This is a genomic window from Shewanella aegiceratis, from assembly GCF_019457495.1.
Taxonomy (GTDB): Bacteria; Pseudomonadota; Gammaproteobacteria; order Enterobacterales; family Shewanellaceae; genus Shewanella; species Shewanella loihica.
Window position 1 is genome coordinate 3467342 of the sequence record NZ_CP080416.1, and the last position, 22610, is coordinate 3489951.

Sequence of the window (22610 nt, forward strand, 5' to 3'; positions counted from 1 at the left end):
TAGGGGATACAGAAGAAAAAGATCAGCCTCCGGACAAAATTCAACCAAGACTATTTAAAACAAAAACTTAACATAATTGATGGTTAAGTATTCGCTAATCAAATAGACAAATTGGTCGCATGCAACACAAAATTAACAATTTGTATCAGTTTGCTACCAAATGATACATACGGCAGCCTGTTATGCGAGTCGCAAACTTTCCACAAAAGTTTCTCCTCACAAACAGTTAAAACAACAAAACCCATCCATTGCAATACAAAACACTGTTCATTGAAAAATTAACAGCCTAAAAAACCAATCAACTCTCATCTCACCCTGGCGATTTAAGCTTTCTCTTTTCCTCCCCACATACCTGTTATGCATACCCCTATAGCTTTTACGCATTGGCCTGCACATCAGTAACTCAATAAAAATCGAATGGTGTACGAGTGCCTTACTTTTGCAACCAAGCCCAAGCTTTGACAATAAAAAGAAAAGGGAACAACCAATGAAATTGAAAAAAATAAGTCTCATGACGATAGCGGCCATCTATGCCGCCGGCGTTGGCGGCGCCGCCGCGTCGAGTAATGCTGATACGCATAACATGCGCAGCATAGAGATCACCGACGCCATCCTGAAATACAATGAGGACCTGCGCGCCGGTAAACAGCGCAACGGTATCCAGAGTAGTGAATCGCTGCAACAACGTGGCAGCAACGGCAAGAACGTACACCGCGCAATTGCCACTCAGCAAAACAGCAAGGTGCCGTTCAAATTTGAGGCCGGCCTAACAGGCGAGCAGACCTATATCGTCGAGCTCAGCGACAAGCCGGTTTCACTCTATCGCGGCGACCTGCCTAACCTGGCGGCCACCTCACCTAAGATGAGCACTGTCCCCGTGATGCTCAATGCACGAGGCCACAACAAGGTCGATATGAGTAGTCGTGCGGTGAAGCAATACACCAACTACCTCGCCGACAAACAGACTCAGGTATTGTCTCAGATCAGTGCCACAGTAGGTGGTAATGTCGAGGTGAAGCAACGATATAGCCTGGCCTTTAACGGCATGGCAATGCGCATGACCCAAGATCAAGCCGCTCGTGTGGCTGCACTGCCAGGCATTCGCAATGTCAGCCTGGAAAAAATGTATGAGTTGCACACAGACGTGGGACCTAAACATATCGGCGCCGATGGCATGTGGATGGGCACGGCAGCAGACGATAAGTATAAGGGCGAAGGCATAGTCGTCGGCGTACTGGATACGGGGATCAACACAGATCATCCATCGTTCGCCGCCGTCGCAGGTGATGGCTACGTGCACCAGATGCCTGCACGTTACAGTCACTATCTAGGTGACTGTGAAAAGGCCGAATTTGCCAGCATGTGTAACGATAAGCTAATCGGGGTACGCTCGTACGAGGCGATCACAGATAGCTATCTCGATCCTATCTTCCAGCCAGATATCCCAAGTTGGCAGGTCGAGGATCCTAAGCGTCCTCAAAACGGTGAAGACTACAACGGCCATGGCTCACACACCTCCTCGACCGCAGCGGGTAACGAGCTTTCAGATGTCGACTATGTGGTAGCTTCACTTGGCGAAACCGGCGACGGTATTCCTACTGGACTCAAATTCAGCAAGATCTCAGGCGTCGCGCCTCGTGCCAACGTCATCATGTATCAGGTCTGTTATCCGGGTGATGGCAGCTTTGGCGACAGCTATGCTGGTTGTAAGGGCTCTGCCTTGCTTGCAGCTATCGATGATGCCATCGCCGATGGCGTGGATGTGATCAACTACTCTATCGGGACTACCTTCGGCACATTCCCGTGGGACGATCCTATGGAGCTGGGCTTCCTGGCCGCCCGTGAAGCAGGCATCTCAGTGTCGGCCTCTGCGGGTAACTCCTACATGCCACAGTATGCCTCTCAGGCACGCGGCGCCATCGATCACTTCTCGCCTTGGCTCACCTCGGTAGCGGCCACCACGCATGGCCGTGTTATTGCCGTCGAGGGTAAGATGCTGACCAATGCCACGGGCGGCGATCAGCCACTTAGCAATCTGGAAGGCTCGGGGATCACCGAAGCTTACACAGGCCCAGTTGTCGAGGCCAAGGCCTATGGCAGCGAGTATGAGATGTGTAACGAGCCCTTCCCAGCCGGTTTCTTTGATGCCGACCCAGAAGGCAATCCCTATGCCACCGCACCAATCGTCGTCTGTAAGCGCGGCGATATCGCCCGTGTAAGCAAGGCAGTAAATGTTCAGGCCGGTGGCGCTGGCGGCTTTATCCTGTGGAACCCAGGATATTCAGAACCGACCCATAACGACCCTTATGTCATCCCTGGCATCAACATCGACTATGGCAGCTACTATGGCAACAGCGATAACGGCTATTACGGCCTGCAAAGCTGGCTCGCCGCAGGTAGCGGTCACACCCTGACCATCACCGCATCTGAGGTCAGCACTAAAGAAGGTACCGCCGACTATGTTGCCGACTTCTCATCTCGCGGCCCCAACCTGGAAGCGCCAGATGTAATGTCACCTAACCTTGCCGCTCCAGGTGTGAATATTTACGCCGCCTGGGCCGATGAGATGCCATTCACTACCCAAGGCATGCCTGCCGACTACGCGGCCATCAGCGGTACCTCTATGGCGGCTCCACACGTTGCCGGTGCCATGGCACTGCTGACTCAGGCGCATCCTGACTGGACACCTGCGCAGATCCAATCGGCGCTGATGACCACGGCATCACTGGAAGGGGTCACGCGCGCTCGTGACGGTAATCCTTACGACCCAGTCGCGGCGGGCTTCAGCGATGCGGGTAGCGGGGTAATCAACGTATCACGTGCCAACAACGCTCCACTGCTTCTGGATGAAAGCGTCGACAACTATCGCGCCGCTAACCCTAAGAATGGTGGCAACATTCACACCCTGAACCTGCCTTACTTCTATCACGATAGCTGTGCTGGCACCTGTACCTGGATGCGTACGGTAACCGCAACCCAAGACGGTACCTGGACGGTTGAGGCAACGCCTAACGAGATGGAAGGCGCACAGATGCTGGAACTTGAGGTATCGCCTAAGACCTTTACCCTCAAGGCCGGAGAGTCTCAGGCAATCAGCCTCAAGGCTAAGATCCTCGAAGTGGAAGCCATTGGCGCCGACTCTTCGCAGATCCAGCTGACAGGTAGCGTTAAGCTGACGCCGAGCGACAGCAGCAAGCCGATGCAGCACCTGCCTGTTGGAGTCCGCTATAAGGGCGACACCCTGCCTAGTGAGGTCTCTGGCATCATACATCGCCAGCAGGGCCACAACCTGACACCAGAGATCCATACCAAAGAGGTACAGTCGCTAAACTCACGTGTCTATGGCCTCACCAAAGGTGAGCGTCACGACGCCGAGCTTAAGCGCGCCGACGTCAGACTCTACTCAGACGGCTATACACGTCAGGAAATTGAGGATGGCGGCGCCAAGGTTATCTTCTTCGATGTGCCCGAAGGTACCAAGCGTGTCGTATGGGAAGTCTTATCGGCACCAAAACACGCCTATACCTCGATAGACTTAGGTATGGATGTAAACGGCGACGAGGATATCCAATGGTTAGACGAAGCCATCTGTTTCTCACAGACAGATAACGGTGACTTCTGCGCCATCAATAACCCTATGCCGGGTCGTTACTGGGCCATCGCTGCCAACTGGAAGTGGGATTATGAGGACGAGAAGAACCTCGCCGATCCATTCGAGCTAAGCCTTGCCGTGGTAGGCGACGCTGATACTGGCAACCTGACCGTCGAAGGGCCTGCTACCAATGACGGCATGACTCCATATCAACTGAAGCTCAACTACAATCTGCCAAGCGCAGAGGAAGGCGATGTCTACTACGGCATGGTCGGTTTGGGAAGCGATGAGTATAACGACACTAACCTAGGTGACTTCGCAGTCAAGCTAATCCACATGGGCAGTGACACCAATATCAGCGCCTCACAAACGGCAGCCAAAGAGGGTGACATCCTAGATTTCGTCGTCGAACTGGCGCCTAACCTGCTTGGTGGTGAGCGTGAGTTTACCTTCAACACAGAATTAAGCGATGGCCTAGTGCTTATTCCAGATTCTGTCTCTGTGGGCGGTATAGGCAACTATAGCGAAGGCATGACGGTCGAAGGCAACAATATCGCAATCGCGGCGGTGCAGCCCTCGTCCAGCGAGATGAATCGCCACTATGTGTTTACCACCAACCTTACTGACGAGACCTGTCGTGTACCTTATGGGGAAGATGGTAGCTTCTTCGATCTACCTTCTCAAGGGTCTCAACCCATAGGTCTGTCTGGAAGATCGAATCAGACGCTATTGATCCCACTCAGTGCCAATGGCTTACCCCATGTGCCACTGTATGGCAACCCAGAGGTGTTTGGACAGGACGTGTTAGCCATCTCGCCATTCGGCTATGTGCAGTTTGACCCTATGCCTGATTTCTGGAACTACAACCTGGAATTTAACGATAGCTTCCAGGGCTTCCCAGACACTATGGTGGCACCACTATGGCGCGGCGATGTGAAAATGCCGCAGACCATGTTCAACTGGAATACGGGTCGCTATGAGCATGCTGTTTATGCGGTGATCACCAATAAGCACTATATCTTCCAGTGGGATGGTGGTGAGGAGTGGAACGCCTTCCTCAGCGGTAACGATACGCCTGATCCGGATGCTAAGTTCAACATTCAGACTATCGTCGCAACTGACATCAGCTTCGATGAGGCAAGCCCAGAGATCATCTTCGCCTATGAAACCTTAGACACAAAGAACGATCAGTTCGGTTCTGTCGGTCTACACGGTTACTGGGGTGAGCGCGCCACCTTCGGCCCTGCAGGAGGTTGGTTGAACGATGGCTTCGCCTATAAGGATGTCGATGAGAAGATCAGCTCTGGCACAGTGGTCTGCGCCGACTATCGCGGCCCTGAGCAGTCAAAGGTATCACTCAAGTTCTCGGCGCGTGTGTCGGCAAATGCCGTCGGCGCTAGCAACTATGTGAAAGTCGATACTCAGTATGCAGACTCAGAGTTGGTGACGGTAACCCATGAGGTCTCTAGCCCATCGAATATCAGCGTGGCAGCTATTGCCGACATGATGATGGAAGAGAACACCACGCTGGAAGGCATCACTGTTACCTACAACGATGTTAAAGGCACAGCCAACGGCATCATGGTATCGGGTGAGCACATCACGGCAACTGTTGATGGTGACAGCTTCAGTATCACACCTGATGCCGACTGGTATGGCGAGACTCTGGTGACGGTAACCGTACACGATATGGCCTACCCATCTGACGCCGCCTCCACCAGCTTCATGCTGACGGTGAACTCAGACGGTATTGAGCCTACGCCACCGGCGCCAGAAACCCCAGATCAGGGCGGTGACTCTGACTTGGGCGGTAGCCTTGGCTTCCTGGCTCTGGGCCTACTGGGCCTAATCGCCGGACGCCGTAAGCTGCACTAAGCGTCCAACTATTTAGTTCGACCTTGTCTTTGGGCCCTCTCTGAGGGCCCTTTTTTATGCATTCTTAAATTGGCGCAGCCACTAGTTCATGCCGTGGCAATCACTGCACTCTTTGATGGTCAGCTCTGGGGTATGCACCTCTGCATCGGGGGCATGGGCATCCTTCATGGCGTGACAATCGTTACAGCTTGCCAACGTGGCCTCTGACTCAGTGTGCATGGTCAGGTCGATAGGCTCATGGCAATCTTTACAATCCATGGCGACGGCGGCGCCAGCAAATAGCAGGCCGGCGGCTAGGGTGATCAATGTTTTCATCTCGGGCTCCTGGTTTTGGCAAGTCAAACAACTAAAAAGTTTACATTCAAAGGCTTGCCGCCTGGTATGGCCAAAGCGGGCAAGATCCAAGGCGCAGCAAGCTATCCGGCGAGCATTACCAGCCAAGATTAAGCCAAACTTAAAAAAGCCATCGCGAAGAAAGAAGTGCCGACAGGATCATAGGCTTAAATAACGCTTTGTGATCCAAAGCAAAATTTCATCTTGCATAAGACACAAAAAAGCCGCCCAGAGGCGGCTTTTTTAACGCGCAAACGGCTAAGCCAAAGCGGTTAGAAAGAGGTGCGCTTATAACGGCGATATTCCGCCGTCCAGAAGTTATCTTCAATCGCCTGCATCAGCAGCTCGTCGCTGGCCGGCAGCGCATGGCCCTGCTCGATGGCAACCTTGCCCACCGCGAAGGCGATATGCTTACTGACCGAGTGAATATCTTCCAGCGCCGGCAGCAAGGATCCCTCGCCGTCCTTCGCCAGGGGCGAGCACTCGGCCAGGGCGCGGCTCGATGCCATCAGCATCTCGTTGCTGACGCGCTTGGCCCCAGAGGCCAGCACACCCAGGCCAATACCAGGGAAGATATAGCTGTTGTTACACTGAGCGATCTCATAGGTCTGCTCCTCGATCACCACAGGCTCGAACGGGCTGCCGGTTGCCACCAGCGCCTGACCCTTGGTCCAGTGCAGAATATCTTTCGGCGTCGCCTCGACGCGGCTAGTCGGGTTAGACAGCGGGAAGATGATTGGGCGTTCACAGTGAGTGTGCATCGCCTTGATGATCTCTTCGCTGAACAGACCCGGCGCGCCGGATACCCCGATCAGCACGGTCGGCTTACCATTGTGCATCACATCCAATAGCGAGATGTTCTCACTCTCTGTGTTCCAGCCCTCGACCTTGGCCACCTGCTGCGCCAGATTCTGCTGGAAAGGCAGCAGGTTAGGCATGTTGTCTTGCAGCAGTCCCCAGCGGTCTACCATGAACACCTGCTGGCGCGCCTGCTCGTCGCTAATGCCCTCTGAGACCATCTGGGCGATGATCGCCTCGGCAATACCGCAACCTGCGCTGCCCGCACCTAAGAAGGCGATGCGCTGCTGACTCAGCTTACTGTCCGCCGCCTGACAGGCCGCCAGCAAGGAGCCTACGGTCACCGCCGCGGTGCCCTGAATGTCATCGTTAAAGCAGCAGTATCTGTCCTTGTAACGCTCAAGCAGCGGCATAGCGTTCTTCTGGGCGAAGTCTTCAAACTGGATCAACGCATCCGGCCAGCGTCTATGTACCGCCTCCATGAAGGCCTCGACAAACTCAGCATACTCTTCGCCGCCGATACGCTGATTACGCCAGCCCATATACATAGGATCTTCCAACAGATGCGGGTTATCTGTGCCCACGTCTAAGGTGATAGGCAGAGTATAGGCCGGGCTGATACCGCCACAGCTGGTGTAGAGTGACAGCTTACCGATAGGAATACCCATGCCGCCGATCCCCTGATCACCCAGACCCAAGATGCGCTCACCGTCGGTAACAACGATAATCTTCACCTTCTGACGGGTCGAATTATTGAGGATGTCGTCGATACGATCCTTGTTGGGATAGGAGATAAACAGGCCGCGGTTACGACGATAGTTTTTCGAGAAACGCTCACAAGCCAGGCCAACCGTCGGCGTGTAGATGATAGGCATCATCTCGGTAATGTGATTCTGCAGCAGACGGTAGTACAGGGTCTCGTTGGTATCCTGAATGTTACGCAGATAGATATGACGGTCGAGATCGTTGCCGAAGTTCTTGTACTGATCGTAGGCGCGCGATGCCTGTTCTTCGATGGTCTCGATCACGTGAGGCAGCAAGCCCTCTAGGTTAAAGAAGATACGCTCCTCTTCGGTGAAGGCACTTCCCTTGTTAATCAAGGGGGCTTCAAGAATGGCAGGGCCGGCAAAAGGAAGATATAGCGGGCGTTTATTATCGTCCATTGGTAACCTTTTCTCTATCTGTGGGTATGTTGGAATGGCTGTGCGTTCAATTTTGGCAAGATTACCACAAAGTGTGATCTTTGTTGCCTTTCGCGCGATCATTTTTTTGATTATTTTCACACCCTGGTTGTTTTAAACAGCCATGGCTTTAGCCAAACGCCAGGCATAAAAAAACGCGGCCCGAGCCGCGTCTTTAGCGAATGATATTATTTACTTACCGCGATACTTGATCGACAAGCCCATCAAGAAGTTACGCAGCACCTGGTCGCCACACTCTTTAAAGTGTTTATGGCCGGGTTTTCTAAACAGGGCACCCAGCTCGGAACTCGTCATTCTGAAGTCCGCCAGGGCTAAGGTCTCGATGATATCCTCTTCACGCATCTCAAGGGCGATCCTCAGCTTCTTGAAGATCAGGTTGTTGTTTAACTGAGACACGGGAGCGGGGATCTCTGCCCCATCGCGCAGGCCGCGCTTTTCGATGATCAAGCCATCCAGAAACAGGCACAAGGTCTTGTCGTTACAGGGCTTATAACCCTCTTCGGCCTCTTTCTTGAGAATGTTGAGCAGGACTTCTTGGCTCATCTCATGTTTGACCTTGGCGAAGATCTTGATCATCTTGGCATTCTTGTAATCGAATACGAATCGTAGACGGCGTAAAATATCGTTATTTATCATGACTTAAATTCTTAAATTACTGGCTCGCGCGGGTGCGCCTGCCATAGCGACGACATTATAACCGACTTTGCGTCGACGCCGAGGCATTATTTTCAAGCTTGCGACCGGCCATCAGAGTCTCTCGCAGCGCCTGGCGCAGCTTATCGTGCAGGCCGAAGGCTTGGTTACTCTCATCAATAGGCCAGGAGACATTTTCAAGCACCACCAGATAAGTGTCTGACTCGGGATAACTCAGGCTGAGGGATTGATAGCCAGGCAGATAACCAGAATGGCTGTACTCCTTTATCCCCTGCTGGTTCACCTGCACGCCGAAGCCGTAATAGAGGTGCGACCAACGATGCGGCCGCAGTATCTGAGGAGCCATCATCGCCTGGTAGGCCTCGTCGCTCAGCAGCTTTCCGCCATGGAGCGCCCTGAGATAATCGAGCAGCCCAGTAGCCGAGCCCGTCATGCCGCCGCCCGGCAGGAGGTTCATCTGCACCTCATATTCCATCGGCTCTTGGGTAGCGATCTCTGTCCCTTCAATCAGCCCCTGCTGCGCCCCAAGCTGGGCCTTGATGCCTTTGACGCCGTGCTCGCCTAGAAAGGTATTCACCAGGGTGGCAAAGTCCTGCTGATAGGTGATTTCGAGCAGCTGCGCCAGCACCTGAAAGCCCAGATTGGAGTATTGAAAATCGCTGCCGGGCGCGAACCGATTCGCCTTGCCCTGAGGCGCTATGCCTGAGCTGTGGCTAAGCAGCTGAGCGATAGTGATGCGCTCGTCATAGGTCGGCAAATTGTTGGACGCTAGATAAGGATTGATCTTATCCTCCAGAGCCAACTTGCCCTGGCTTACCGCCTGCATCACCAGCGCGGCGGTGATCATCTTGCTCTGTGAGGCCAACATGACCCGACTATCCAGTGTCGGCGCAGCCGCCTCACCGTAAGAATTAGCCTTCACGTAGCGCAGCTCACCGTGCTGCATCAGGGCGATCACCCCATAGAAAGGCCGCTCGTTGGCGGCGATGATGCTATCGAAAGCATTGCCTAGCTCGGCAAAGTTAGCGCTACTCACAGAGTCATGCGCAGAGGGTAAATTAGCCCGCTCACCCGCGGCTTGCTCAAGCTTATCCCCGATAACAAACTCGCTAGCAGACGCGCAGCCGCTAGCCATGGCCCCCAGCAGACAGAGGCTGCTCGCCAACACACTCATCTTCATCCTTGTTCCCCTAAACGGCTTTTTAACCGACAAACTTCCAGTAGACAAATAAAGCCGCAAACCCTAGCAGATAAGTCATGCCGATCCAAGAAAGCAGCCGCATGGCCACGCCGTAGCGATCGCCGGGCGCCAGGTTGTCACTGGTCATCAGGCGATAGTTGAGCCAGGCGAAGATGATGGTGGTCATGAAGGCCAGGGTCATCACAAACTGCAACAGTGGCAGCAATGCCCCCTTGAAGAAGAGTATGATCCCCAGCCCCAGCAGACTCACGGCCAACATGGTCAGGTTCAGCCCGCGCTCGCTGACCTCATCCTTTCGCAGTAGCTGCACACTCAGGATAAGGGTACGGCTGTAACCATCCACCACGGTAACCGTGGTGCTGAAGATACAGAGCAGGGCCACCAGGGCGATCAGGTAACGGCTCCCCTCCCCCAGCACCTGGCTATAGAGCTGAATCAACTGCTCGGCAAACTTGGCCCCGGAAGGCGAGAAGTGCACGCCCGAGCCGTGCATCACCATGGCGCCGAGCGAGAGAAACACCACGGCCAGTATCGCCGTGGTGATGAAGCCCAGATTAAAATCGAACAGCGCCTGCTTAGGCGTCACCATCTGCTGTTTCTGCTTTTCCAAAAGCCAGAGGGAGTTCCAGCAGCTCACCTCGATAGGCGCCGGCATCCAACCCATCATGGCGACCAGAAAACCCACATGAGCCCACTGCCAGGGGGAAGGCGACACGAAGCCCGGCGCCAGAATAGGCTCGGCGTTAAAGGCCAGCGCGGCGGCGCTCAGGGTGGTCACCGTCAGGCAGAGCATGATCACCTTGGTCACCCTGTCCAGCACCCGATAATGACCCAATACCAAGAGCAGCAGGCTGGCGACCAAGACGATCAGCGCCAGCAGATCGATTGGCAGGGGAATAAACTGGGTGAGCAGCGCGGCAGTTAACATGGCGACGCCTGCGGTGCTGGCCACCGCCGCCAGGGCGTTGAGCAGCGAGAAGAGCAGCAGATAGCCCCTTCCCTGGCGCTGATAGCCGTGCAGCAGACTCTCACCGGTTGCCGCCGTATAACGTGCCCCGGCGGCAAAGAAGGGATACTTGAGCAGGTTCACCAGGAGTATCACCCAGGCCAGCTGCCAGCCAAACTCGGCGCCGGCCCGGGTCGAGGCCACCAGATGCGAGGCGCCGATCGCCGCGGCCGCCATTAGCAGACCAGGGCCTGTGGCGGTTAACAATCGGCGGCCCTGCAGCCATAGGCTCGTCTGGGTTGTATTTACACTAACGTTTTCCACTCTCGATTTTCCTTCAGATAAACTAAAATTGTTTGCCCAGGCAGGGCTCTGTCAGCAATGGCCTGCTACGGCTGATGCTAAGGCCGAGCCTGCTTGAACTAAGACTGAGCCAGCTTGAACTAAGACTGAGCCTGCTTGAACTAAGACTGAGCCAGCTTGGCCTCGATGCGCCTCAGGGTCTCGTCGATACTCTGCAGGCAGGCCAGGGTCTGGGCGTCCACATCAACTTTCGCCTCGCCGGGCTGACTCTGCTCGGCCAGCGCACTCTTTTGCGCCATCACCGCGGCGCGAAACTCGGCCACCTCCTCGACGCCGGTAAGGCTGATCAGCGCTCCATTGCCCGACTGCCCCGCCGTCTCTATGGTCAACTTGTGGATGCCGAACAGGCGCATCAGCGGTCCCTGGATCATCGCCATGTCGGTGATCTTATCCAGCGGCACGGTATTTTCGGTGCGGGTGAGTATTCCCTTACGCACGATAAGCTTCTTGGTGGTCAGCTCGGCGCTCATGTTGGCGATATATCTATGAGTCGCCCACAGGCCGATGGGGTACCAGAGCAGCAAGAGCGGGATCCCGACGACGGAGACGGCAAGCACTACCGCCCCCGAGGTCAGCCAATAGTGCCCAAGCTTGTGGTGAAAGCGTGCCTCGAGCAGTGTTTTTTCTTCCATTTTATTTACATCTCCCCATAGGTCTGACGGGAACCGAGCTATGACAATGCCAAGAGCCTTTGTATTAATCAATCAAATTCATGGGTTTATTTATTTACATTTGTTATCAATTCGCCCTATTGACTTTGTTACTTAAGGAATTAGTTTAGTAACGTTAATGTAACAAATGGTGGCGGTAGTTGAGTGGTAGTCACTGAATTAAAAATATAATGATTCAAAAGGGATGAACATGAAAAGACCTCAATATTGGCCCAGCGCCTGCGCTATCGCCATTACCATTGCGCTAACCCCACATGTTTATGCGGCCGACGAAGGCGTCGAGCGCATCGAAGTCACAGGCTCTCGCATTAAACGTACCGATATCGAAGGCCCATCGCCAATCCAGTCGATCAACAAAGACGATATCGCCAACATGGGTTTCGACAACCTACAACAACTGCTGGAACGCATGCCAGCCAACGGCGCGGGCGCCTTCTCGACCCGTGGTAACAGCCAGGACTCTACCGCCAACGGCGCGGCTTCTATCAGTCTGCGCGGCATGGGCCCAGACGCTACTCTGGTACTGATCAACGGTCGCCGTGTGGCCATCAGCTCATTCGCCGAAGGGATCACTAACTCCTTCGTCGACATCAACAATATTCCGGTATCCGCCATCGAGCGTATCGATATCCTTAAAGATGGCGCCTCGGCCATCTATGGTTCAGACGCCATCGCTGGTGTGGTCAACATCATTCTGCGTAAAAACTTCGAAGGTATCGAAGTCAACCTGGGCTACGGCGAAGCCTCTGGCTCAGGCTATGACGAGCAGAGCGGCTCTATGCTGTGGGGCATGCAGTCCGATAAGGGCAGCGCCTCTATCATTCTCGATTACTTCAAAAACAGCACACTCGCCGCCACCGAGATGGGCCGCTTCGGCACCGCCAACCAGAGCCCATACGGCGGTGAAGATTTCCGCTCATCACGCGGCTTCCCCGGCTACTTCTATGTCGATGGCGTCAAGACCATAGACCCTGACTGTCCGGCCGATTCGGCCACCGCCAGCGGCAGCTGTCTGTTCGACTACGGTCCATACAACCTCACCATCCCAGCCGCCGAGCGTGTGGGGGCAATCGCCCAATTCGACTATCACCTGAGCGACGAGATGACCGCCTTCCTGGAAGTCGCGGCCCAGCACAACACCTCTGAGGCCGGCGGCGCGCCGACTCCGCTGGATGAAGATGCCATGCTAACGGTTCCCGGCACCCACCCAAACAACCCGTGGGGCAAGGATATCGAGATAGGTCGTTATCGCACAGTGGATGCCGGCGCTCGTCGCTGGGACATAGAATCTGACACCCTACGTCTGGTTGCCGGTCTACGCGGCAACATAGATGAATGGGATTGGGAAGTCTCGGCTCAGAAAGGCCGCAGCGAATCAACCCAGAAGGGTGACAGAACCCAAGGCTGGGTGCGCACCGACTTCCTGCAAGCCGAAATCGACGCCGGTAACTACAACCCATTTGGCGGCACCATGAATTCACAGGATGTGATCGATCGCATCACCACCAGCCTGGTTCGCCAAGGTGTATCACACCTGACCGCTTATGACGCCAGCATCACGGGCCCGGCCTTTACCCTGGCGGATCGTGAAGTCATGATGGCCGCGGGCGTCGAGTACCGTGAAGAGGACGTGAGCGATGTCCCGGATGATCAATTCCAGCGCGGCCTGATCTTCGGTACCGAAGCCGTATCAGCCCAGGCAGACCGCGACCAGTACGCGGCCTATGTGGAGTTCTCTATCCCGGTTACCGACAACTTCGAGCTGCAACTGGCCGGCCGTTACGATCACTATAGTGATTTCGGTTCAACCACCAACCCTAAGGTTGCCTTCCAATGGGGAATTAGCGATCAGCTGACCGCTCGCGCCTCTTGGGCGACCGGTTTCCGCGCGCCATCTCTGGCACAAATCGGTCTTGGCCCATCGAGAGAGAGTAGCTTCTTCATCGATACCTACCGCTGCGCCGCCGACAACGTCGACTGTACCGCGCTGGACTACAACACAGAATTTGCCGGTAACTCAGAACTGGACGCCGAAGAGTCAGAAACCTGGAACGCGGGCCTGATCTGGGCACCGAGCCAGAAGTTTGATATCGGCTTCGATGTCTTCAGTATCACTCAAGACAACAAGATCGATAAGCAGCCACTGGGCGAGATCTACCTGGCTAACTGTAACGATCAAAACAGCACTGTGTGTGAGCGTCTGGCGCCGCAGCCGGGACAAACTCTGGGCCCAATCAGCCTGATCCACTCAAGCTTCATCAACTTAAGCTCGCAAGAGGTTCAAGGTGTGGACGTTTCCAGCCACTACGGCCTGGAGATGGACCGCTTCGGCGACCTCAAGTTTGGTCTGGAATACAGCTATCTGCACAAGTTTGAGAAGGACAAGCTGGATTACACCGGCGAGTACCGCTACCCGCAACATCGCTGGTTGCTGACCACCAACTGGACCATGGATGACTTCGCCGCCAACATCAACTTCAGCTACATAGGCGAGTTTGAAGATACGCCAGATATCGACTTCGACGGCTCACTCGACTTCGAGGTCAACAAGTCGCGAATGGTTGAGTCTCAACTCTTGGTGGACATGTCCGGTTCATACCGCTTCAACGACACCTTCAAGTGGACAGTCGGCGTCAACAACGTATTGGATGAAGAACCGCCATTTGCCATCGGCGACGGCGACACAGACCTCTACGGCTATGTGATTGCCACCCATAACCCAATGGGCCGCTACTTCTACACCAAGTTGAGCATGAGGTTCTAATACCAATCACAGTAAGTAAGCTATCAGAAATAGCGTAAAAAAACGTTTGATAACCAGGCAGGATTTTCGATAACTAGTTATTCTACAATCAAAAAACCTAACATAGTTATCGAACGTTTTAACGAGCTAGGATGATCAGCTATTTACTAGGATAGGTAAAACATACACTGTCACAAAAATGGCATCCAAATGGATGCCATTTTTATTTACACTCATTACTCACCTAAAGATAAGCGAGGAAAAGGATGATCACTCTATATGGAACCCCAAGAAGCCGTGCCCTGCGCGTCTCCTGGCTTTTGGAAGAACTGGGTATCGACTGGCAATTTCATTTCATCAACTTTGCCAAGGGCGATAACCGCAGCGAGGCCTTTCTGACCATGAACCCTTGCGGCAAGGTGCCCGTCATAAAGGACGATGAGTTGGTGCTCACCGAGTCCGCCGCCATCTGCCAATATCTGGCGGAAAAATATGGTCAGGGACAGTTTCTGCCCACACCCGGCACACCTGAAGCCGCCCATTACCATCAGTGGATGAGCTACATCATCTGCGAACTGGAGCAGCCCCTGTGGACCATGGGCAAGCATAAGTTCGCCCTACCCGAGGAGCAGCGCCTGCCAGCCATACTGCCCACAGCCGTGTGGGAGTTCAACAAGGCCGCCGCCATCGCCGAACAGTGGCTGCCGGACAGCGACTACCTGCTAGGAGATATCCCAACGGTTGCCGATATCATGCTGGCTCATACTCTGATGTGGGCGACGGTATTTGAGCAGCAGATCCCACCTAAACTCGCCGCCTTCAGAGACAGAATGAAGACACGCCCGGCCCTGATCCACGCGCTGGAAAAAACCGAGGCCGTCGCCGCTCAAGCAGCAGAGTAGTTAAGCGTAAAAGGTTTAGCAGCATAATGTCTAACGCTATAGAGATTATGCTGCAATCCACTGCCATGAGGCCTTAGTGAATAGCCAAACACTTTGCTATTTGAAGCAAACGATAATCAAGCAGACGGGCAGTCTGGCACCTTGGAGAGATCCAAACTGATCTCGTCAAACCTAGAGCTTATCTTCAAGATATGCTCATCCAGGCTCATCTCATACTCCCCCATCCAGTCCAAGGTTTGAATCGGCGCCAATCGATACCGCCACAGGGGCAGATCGCACTGCATCCATACCCTGTGATAGGCCTTGCCCATGGCGCCGGGATCTACGGTCTGCACCCAGATGGCGTAATCTTCATAGCGCTTAAACTGACTCTGCTCATTGGCAGGCGCGCTAAACACCAGGCTCATAAACAGACCCAGCACCAAGAAGATCAGCTGCACGGCCCCCAGCAGATAACTCAGCCCCATAACAATCGTTAACGGCCAACTGCCTTTGACGACCTTTGCAAATTGACGACGAAAACGCTCCAACAGCGACAATCCAAATAGTAGGGCAATCAGCTTGTTCAGCAGAACCACAGGTTGTGCCTTGGCCATAAAACTAGGATCAACCCAGTAGGCGCCAAACAGGCCGGGTAACAGGCTCTCAATCAGCGGCAGATAGATAAGCGCTGCGATGGCAATGAAGAATGAAGTAGGCTGGCGAAGGCTGGCGGCTTGGTACATATCCTTGTCCAAATGGAGTTAACCTTTAAGTAACATCTGCACAAGATAGCATTGAGCTCGTTGAAGCAACACAGTTTAAAGATGAAAGATAATTAAAAAAGCCCCGCTTTAACCAGCAGGGCTTTTTTATCGAATCAGGGGCTAATTCACAGCTGAGTAGCTGCCCATTTGGCGCGGCTCTCGCGGCTCTCTTTCAGGCCTTCCTTCTCGCGATAAGCCTTGTAAGCCTCGACGTCCAGCGGCACCAGGGTGACCTCGACTTCCAGCACCAGCTTACACTCTTTCTTGATGCGCCAGGCCGCCGTGTTGTACAGCTCGGTCAGCGGCAACGAGCTTAAGAACTCGGGGTTGTACTGGGTGTAGATGGCCTGTGTCGGGTAGACCACGAAGCTCAGGCGGCGCTTAGGCTCCTTCTTAAACAGCTCCTCGATGCCGTCACAGGTGTTTAGCACCTGCATCTCTATGGTCTCATCCAGTTCCAGCAGCTTCTTGGCCGCCAGACCCGACACCTCGGCCTCACCCGCTTCCCAGGCCAGTACGTCGGCTTCACTACACTTGCTCAGCTCGCCCACCTGGGCGGCACTCAGGCCGAGTGAGTGACGCAGGTATTTAATTTCTATTGCATTTAATTCAGCTGTCTTTGCCATCTTGATATCCAAATTTGAGTTAATCTTGTCACGCGCCTAGGCGGGGATCCAAACCTCTTCGACCCATTGCCAGAACGACTCCCAGCTCTCCTCGGCCAGTTCGCCGTCTTGCCACAGCATCACCTGACCTTCCTGATCGATACAGTAAAAGTCATCGCCCTGCTGACAGATGGCGATATATTCCCTCGGCATGCCGATAGACCAGGCATAAGAGGTTACCTCGGGCAGATAGGTATGGGCATAAGGGTCGGCTGCGGTCACAGGCTCTAAAGTGCCGTGAATCACGTCGCTGGCGTAGAGGAGATACTCTTTCAGCTCAGCGGGTAAGGGGATCAGGATCTGCTCTTCCACTTCGACCAGTTGATCGAAGCTGGGCAGCTCCAGAGGAACGGGAACTGTCTCGCTCAGTTCCCTGAGTTGCTCGATAAGATCGTGCATTGTCGTTTGCTCTAAATGGGCTAATGGCCGCAAGTATAATCGCTTTAAGCCCAGATTGTTAATCCAATTTATCGCAGACGCTGCACCTCAATGAGATTAGGCCGCGGCGGCTAACAGCTCGGCGCTGTCCAGCCTTTTATAGTAGAGCCACGCCTTGTGGTACTGCTTGTGGGAGGCCTGACGCAGATTGGTTATCTGCGCCTGCTCCAGCTGGCTCAAGTCGCGGGATTGGGCCAAGGCGCGGGACTGGATGGCCTGGATCTGCTCGTAGGCCTTATGTTCTTCACCACTCTTGATCTCGGCGATGGCCTTGAGGTGCAGCTGCACCTCGGCGATCATGCCAGTTTGCGGTAACTGCACCAGCAGGTTGAGGTCGCGATAGCCGGAGGCCTTAGGCTCGGCGAAACGGTTTTTCACCTGCAATACCTGGACCTGCTGCTGAAGATCCTCAAACGCCGTCATCAGCCCCTGAATGTCGTTAGCCACCAGGCTGGCCCTGGCAAGATCCGTGATGCGGCTGGCATCGCCGTCAAACTTGGCGGCAATCTTGGCCTTGGCACGCTCATAGCTTTTCACTTCGGGGATCAGCAGCTGGTAACTCTCTTGGGTATTTAGCCCCTCTAGCAGGCTAGTCAGCTCTTGCTGGGCGTTCTGGGCCTGGGCATAGAGGCTATCGAGGTCGTCGCTACTCTGGCGGATCAGGGCGGCGGAGCTACTGGCGATGGCGTGCAGACCATGCTGGTCTTTACTGAAGGACTGTTTCTGGGCGTAGCAACCAGATTCCTCTTTGGTATCGATTAAGGCGTCGTAATTGGTCGCCAGGGCGCTACGGGTGGAGACAAGTAACAGGAAAATAAAAAAGGGTCTAAACAACTTATTCATAACCGTCCTCGGTAAAAGCGCAAACCTTGTACCCTTAATCTAGCCAGGGTTCACTTAACCCTTGCTGAATGGATCATGAACAATTATTTATCATGAAACAGACATAAAAAAAGAGCGCCAAGGCGCTCTTTTTTATCGAGAAAACTCGAATTACCAGATCTTCACACGCTGAGCGGGTTCGATGTACATGGCATCGCCTTGCTTAACGTCGAAGGTGGTGTAGAACTCAGGCATGTTAGACAGCGCGCCCAGGGCACGGAACTTAGCCGGTGAGTGTGGATCGGTCGCCACGCGGTTACGCATCGCCTCTTCCTTGATCTTGGCACGCCAGATCTGGCCAAAGCCGATGAAGAAACGCTCGTCGCCGGTCAGGCCGTCGATAACCGGTGCTTCCTTACCATTGAGTGACATCTTGTAAGCCTTGTAGGCGATGGTTACGCCTGACAGGTCGCCGATATTCTCACCCAGCGTCAGTTCACCGTTAACATTCAGATCGTCAAACACCGAGTAACCATTGTACTGATCTACCAGCGCCTTACCGCGCGCAGCAAACTCTTTCAGATCTTGCTCTGTCCACCAGTCGCGCATGTTGCCTTCGCCGTCGAACTTAGCGCCCTGATCATCGAAGCCATGGCCCATCTCGTGACCGATCACCGCGCCGATACCGCCATAGTTCACCGCGTCATCTGCCTCCATGTTGAAGAAAGGAGGTTGCAGAATTGCCGCCGGGAAGACGATCTCGTTCATGGTTGGGTTGTAGTAGGCGTTCACCGTCTGTGGTGTCATGTGCCATTCCCACTTACGGATTGGCGCACCTAGCTTCTCAAGATCCTTCTCATGGCTCAGCTCGCTGGCGCGCATGCTGTTGCCTACCAGGTCATCGGCCTTGATGGTCAGCTTGTCGTAGTTTTCCCAGCGATCTGGGTAACCAATCTTAGGATCGAACTTAGCCAGCTTGTCTTTGGCCGCGACTTTAGTGTCTGGGCTCATCCACTCCAGGCCATCGATGCTCTCGCCATAGGCGCGACGTAGGTTTTCAACCAGCTCCTGCATGCGGTGCTTGGCTTCAGGCTTGAAGTGACGCTTCACGTAAACCTTACCCACAACCTCACCCAGCAGGTTGTTTACCGTGCTCACGCCGCGCTTCCAGCGTGGCTGTTGCTCGGCCTGGCCGTTGAGTGTCTTAGAGAAGAACTCGAAATTTTCACGGTCAAGATCTGTGCTCAGATCGCCGGCGAAGTGGGTCAGGGTCTGCCAGGTCATGTAAGTCTTCCACACAGACAGATCGTTAGCCTTCAGCACTTCGTTGAAACCTTCGATGAAGCTTGGCTGGTTGACGATGATGTCGGCCTGCTTGTCGCCGCCCAGGGTCTTGAGGTAACCGTTCCAGTTGATGTCCGGCGCCAGCTTAGGCAGATCGGCCACCTGGTAAAGGTTATAGGTCTTAGTGCTGTCGCGGGTCTCGACGACGTCCCAATGACGGCTGGCGATAGCGGTTTCCAGCGCCAGGATATGCTCGGCGCTCTCTTTCGCGTTTGGCAGACCGGCCAGGGTGAACATCTTCTCGATGTGGGCCACAAACGCCTTACGAATGTTGACGAAACGCTCGGCTTCGTTGAAGTAGTAATCCTTCTCAGGCAGGCTCAGACCGTATTGCCAGATATGAGTGGCGTAACGGCTAGAATCTTTAGAGTCGATGTCGATGTAGAATGCCAGCGGCGTGCCGCCACCAATCATCTGGCTATGGGCAAAGTATTCCACCAGCTGATCTTTGTTCTCCAGAGCGGCGATCTTGTCCAGCTCACCCTGAATCGGTTTGATGCCCAGCTTGTCTAGCTGCTCTGTGTCCATGAAAGAGCGATACAGGTCGGCTACCTTCTGCTCGTCGCTGCCCGCCTTCAGGTTAGGGGTAGCCGCCACTTCTTCGATGATGGCTTTAACGTCGTCACGAGACTTCTCACGCAGATCATAGAAGGCACCTGTGCTGGTGCGATCGCCTGGGATCTCAGTGTTCTTGATCCAGGTGCCGTTAACGTAGGCATAAAAATCATCTTGCGGACGTACCGACTTGTCGAAGTTAGCAAAATCGATACCCGAGGTCAGGGCCTGTTGTACCGCTACTGCGGTCTCTGTCTTGGCGGTTTCCGGGGCCTTAACTTCTGCCTGGTCGCTGTTGCAAGCGCTAAGACCAAGAATCAAAGAGGCGCAAACCCCTCCAACGAACACTTTTTTCATGTGAATTCCTTTTATGCTTAATTGTTTTTTTGTTAGCAATGCGACTGTCATGGCGAAGCCAAAATGGTGCAAAAACTGCTTCAAGAGACCTATGTTAAAGGGATTGGGTCAATGTAAACAAGTTTATCTGCTACCCTTGGGCGAATTTCTGGTCACTCATATGTAAGTAAAGATTTCCTCTCCCTGGCGCTAACGCCCTATTACGCCTCAATGTGACGTATCACCCGCGCCGGATTGCCGCCCACTAGAGTTTTTGGAGGAACATTCTTGGTCACCACGGCGCCCGCCGCGACAACGGCCTCATCGCCTATGGTTACGCCCGGTAAAATGATCGCCCCGCCGCCTATCCAAACCCGCTCGCCGATATGGATAGCCTCGGATTGCTCCCAGCCCTGACAGCGACGCGCCGCATCCAGCGGATGGTTGGCGGTATAGCACTGCACATTTGGCCCTATCATGGTCTGACGCCCTATGGTGATGGGAGCATTGTCCTGTAAGGTGACATTGACGTTGATGAACACCTGAGGCGCGACATGCAGATTCTGCCCATAGCTGATATAGAGCGGCAGCTTAACCACAGCCTTGGCGTCCAGATGAGGCAGCAGCTCTTTGTCCACTTCCCCGCGGCGGTTCATCTCGGCATTGGCCTGTTGCCGCGCCTGCCAACGGCTCTGCAGCTCGCCATCGAGGCAGTTGTACTCCTGACCGCTGACCATCTTGTCAAATTCACTCACTTCTTCCATCGCCTATCGGCTCCTTTCGAGGATGCATAATGTGTCTGAAATTTGCCATGCTAACACTTTTCAGGGCTAGCTCTTTTCCTCTCTGACGCTTTTCGTGACGAGTCCTTTTTAATTGCCACTTTCCATTAATTCTCGGCGGCCTCATAATATCGCCCCAAAGTAGCATCCTTAGGGTAATCCAGTGCGTCTAGACAAATTTATCAGCGAATCCACCCAGCTCACCCGCTCTCTGGCCAAGAAGGCCCTACACAGGGGCGAGGTGACAGTCGATGGTCAGGTCATCAAAGATGGCAGCTTCAAGCTGAATGAGAGCCAGAAGGTCTGTCTGGACGGCGAGCCTATCTCGCTGATTGGGCCGCGTTTTATCATGTTGCACAAGCCGGTGGACACCCTCTGCTCCACCGTCGATGAGGTCTACCCTTCTGTGCTCAACCTGCTCGACCTGCCCCACAAAGAGGAGCTGCATATCGCCGGACGCCTGGACGCAGATACCACGGGCCTGGTGCTGATCACCAGTGACGGTCAATGGTCCCACAGGGTCACCTCGCCGAAACGCGAATGCGGTAAGACCTATCTGGTGCAGCTTGCCGATCCCCTCAAGGCTGAGTGGGTCAAGCAATTTGCCACCGGGCTGGCGCTACGCAGCGAAGAGGGACTCACAAAACCGGCTACACTTGAGCTGCTGGGCAGCCACGAGGCGAGACTCACCATCACCGAAGGTAAGTATCATCAGGTGAAGCGGATGTTTGCCGCCGTCGGCAACAAGGTGGTGGGACTACACAGGGAATCTGTTGGCGAGATAGTGCTGGACGAGAGTCTGGCACCGGGTGAATGGCGCTACCTGACAGAGGCTGAGATAGCCTCGGTAAAGTAGCGCACAGTTATCAATTATCGGCCGGCGATGACCGCCTTGATGCTGTTGAGCAGGGCGCGGTCGGTGCGCGCCTTCTTCAGCTTCTTCACACTCTCCTTGAGCGAGGCTTCCGCCAGGCGGGTGAAGATGTTGTTGTACTCCTTCTCCTCGATCGCCTCGTCGCTGTCGGCCAACTCGGCAATATCCTGGGCGACACGGCTTAGCTGCAACCAAGAATTGGCGATATAGAAGCCGTGGAATTCGGCTTGGCCGATTAACCCCTTGGCGCTGGCAGGCATGGCGTTCCAGGCAGCCGCGAACTTCTCCTCTTCATCGCTGAGCAGCTCATTGAACAGATTGGCATAGGCCTCCAGCAGATTCGCCGGCACCTTATCCATGGGGATCACTGTGTTGCATACATTCAGCGCCGCCTGCTCGGCGATCGCCTGATATTCTTGACTGGGTTTACTCATAAAACACTCTCGACACAAAGCGCCGCATTCATCGCGGCAGGTTCGCCTATCAAAACTTGCCAAATAGAGCCGACAAGCAGGCGCAGAATAAAGGCTGACGTTATACCCTAGTCTGACTGAAAAGCAAAATTGACACTTTTGTTATATAAAAGTTAAAAATAAACGCATAAAAAATATACTTTTTACTGTCAATAAACTGTCATCCGTATAATATAGTTACAAAAAAAGTGTTTATGCTATGGTTAAATGGTCACATAGCAAGGTTGGCAAAGCTAAAAATGACAAGAACAACAAAAGCAAAATCCTGGATAACTTCTCTGCTGCTGATCAGTCT

Annotated in this window: 17 protein-coding genes; 4 read left to right on the forward strand and 13 right to left on the reverse strand. The window is 54.0% G+C overall.

Translation table 11 applies throughout. From position 1 onward, the window contains the following. Positions 1 to 487: 487 nt before the first annotated feature. Positions 488 to 5467, forward strand: a complete 4980-nt coding sequence (locus tag K0H80_RS15170; protein WP_220072104.1) for a S8 family serine peptidase — start codon at positions 488 to 490, stop codon at positions 5465 to 5467. An 81-nt stretch (positions 5468 to 5548) separates the two neighbouring features. Here the strand turns inward: K0H80_RS15170 and K0H80_RS15175 are convergent, their stop codons facing one another. From K0H80_RS15175 to K0H80_RS15200, 6 genes are all read right to left on the reverse strand, one after another. Further along, positions 5549 to 5782: a hypothetical protein gene (locus K0H80_RS15175; protein ID WP_220043157.1), complete on the reverse strand. Its 234-nt coding sequence runs from the start codon at positions 5780 to 5782 to the stop codon at positions 5549 to 5551. 290 nt (positions 5783 to 6072) lie between these two features. Next, positions 6073 to 7761 (reverse strand): NAD-dependent malic enzyme, encoded by a 1689-nt coding sequence (locus tag K0H80_RS15180; protein ID WP_011866759.1) that lies wholly within the window; start codon positions 7759 to 7761, stop codon positions 6073 to 6075. Positions 7762 to 7971: 210 nt separating this feature from the next. Further along, entirely contained in the window at positions 7972 to 8436 is a 465-nt protein-coding gene (locus K0H80_RS15185; protein ID WP_220072105.1) for a YehS family protein, read from the reverse strand. A gap of 55 nt (positions 8437 to 8491) precedes the next feature. Continuing rightward, positions 8492 to 9628: a serine hydrolase domain-containing protein gene (locus K0H80_RS15190; RefSeq protein ID WP_220072106.1), complete on the reverse strand. Its 1137-nt coding sequence runs from the start codon at positions 9626 to 9628 to the stop codon at positions 8492 to 8494. A 28-nt stretch (positions 9629 to 9656) separates the two neighbouring features. Continuing rightward, positions 9657 to 10883 carry an Nramp family divalent metal transporter gene (locus tag K0H80_RS15195; RefSeq protein ID WP_258406255.1) on the reverse strand — a complete coding sequence of 409 codons (1227 nt, stop codon included), beginning with the start codon at positions 10881 to 10883 and terminating at the stop codon, positions 9657 to 9659. 182 nt (positions 10884 to 11065) lie between these two features. Then, entirely contained in the window at positions 11066 to 11596 is a 531-nt protein-coding gene (locus tag K0H80_RS15200; protein ID WP_220072108.1) for a PH domain-containing protein, read from the reverse strand. 229 nt (positions 11597 to 11825) lie between these two features. Between K0H80_RS15200 and K0H80_RS15205 the strand changes: the two genes are divergently transcribed. Together K0H80_RS15205 and K0H80_RS15210 are read left to right on the forward strand one after the other, a co-directional pair. Beyond that, on the forward strand, positions 11826 to 14399 hold the full coding sequence (locus tag K0H80_RS15205; RefSeq protein WP_220072109.1) for a TonB-dependent receptor: 2574 nt from the start codon (positions 11826 to 11828) through the stop codon (positions 14397 to 14399). A 245-nt stretch (positions 14400 to 14644) separates the two neighbouring features. Further along, positions 14645 to 15280, forward strand: coding sequence for a glutathione S-transferase family protein (locus K0H80_RS15210; RefSeq protein WP_220072110.1), 636 nt, complete (start codon positions 14645 to 14647; stop codon positions 15278 to 15280). A gap of 116 nt (positions 15281 to 15396) precedes the next feature. Here the strand turns inward: K0H80_RS15210 and K0H80_RS15215 are convergent, their stop codons facing one another. The 6 genes from K0H80_RS15215 to K0H80_RS15240 form a co-directional block, all read right to left on the reverse strand. Further along, a complete protein-coding gene (locus tag K0H80_RS15215; RefSeq protein WP_220072111.1) occupies positions 15397 to 16017 on the reverse strand; it encodes a hypothetical protein in 621 nt (206 codons plus the stop codon). Positions 16018 to 16151: 134 nt separating this feature from the next. Further along, positions 16152 to 16652: a DUF4447 family protein gene (locus K0H80_RS15220; RefSeq protein ID WP_220072112.1), complete on the reverse strand. Its 501-nt coding sequence runs from the start codon at positions 16650 to 16652 to the stop codon at positions 16152 to 16154. Positions 16653 to 16688: 36 nt separating this feature from the next. After that, entirely contained in the window at positions 16689 to 17090 is a 402-nt protein-coding gene (locus K0H80_RS15225; protein ID WP_011866768.1) for an SMI1/KNR4 family protein, read from the reverse strand. A 96-nt stretch (positions 17091 to 17186) separates the two neighbouring features. Beyond that, complete coding sequence (locus K0H80_RS15230) at positions 17187 to 17972, reverse strand: RelA/SpoT domain-containing protein (protein ID WP_220072113.1); 786 nt, start codon at positions 17970 to 17972, stop codon at positions 17187 to 17189. A 150-nt stretch (positions 17973 to 18122) separates the two neighbouring features. Continuing rightward, the gene (locus K0H80_RS15235; RefSeq protein WP_220072114.1) at positions 18123 to 20207 is read right to left on the reverse strand and encodes a M13 family metallopeptidase; all 2085 of its coding nucleotides are present in this window, start codon (positions 20205 to 20207) and stop codon (positions 18123 to 18125) included. A 200-nt stretch (positions 20208 to 20407) separates the two neighbouring features. After that, positions 20408 to 20941, reverse strand: a complete 534-nt coding sequence (locus K0H80_RS15240; protein ID WP_220074005.1) for a sugar O-acetyltransferase — start codon at positions 20939 to 20941, stop codon at positions 20408 to 20410. A 190-nt stretch (positions 20942 to 21131) separates the two neighbouring features. Between K0H80_RS15240 and rsuA the strand changes: the two genes are divergently transcribed. Further along, positions 21132 to 21824 carry a 16S rRNA pseudouridine(516) synthase RsuA gene (gene rsuA / locus K0H80_RS15245; protein ID WP_220072115.1) on the forward strand — a complete coding sequence of 231 codons (693 nt, stop codon included), beginning with the start codon at positions 21132 to 21134 and terminating at the stop codon, positions 21822 to 21824. A gap of 14 nt (positions 21825 to 21838) precedes the next feature. Here rsuA and K0H80_RS15250 read toward each other — a convergent pair whose 3' ends face one another. Then, positions 21839 to 22276, reverse strand: coding sequence for a DUF3069 domain-containing protein (locus tag K0H80_RS15250; RefSeq protein WP_220072116.1), 438 nt, complete (start codon positions 22274 to 22276; stop codon positions 21839 to 21841). Positions 22277 to 22610 lie beyond the last annotated feature (334 nt).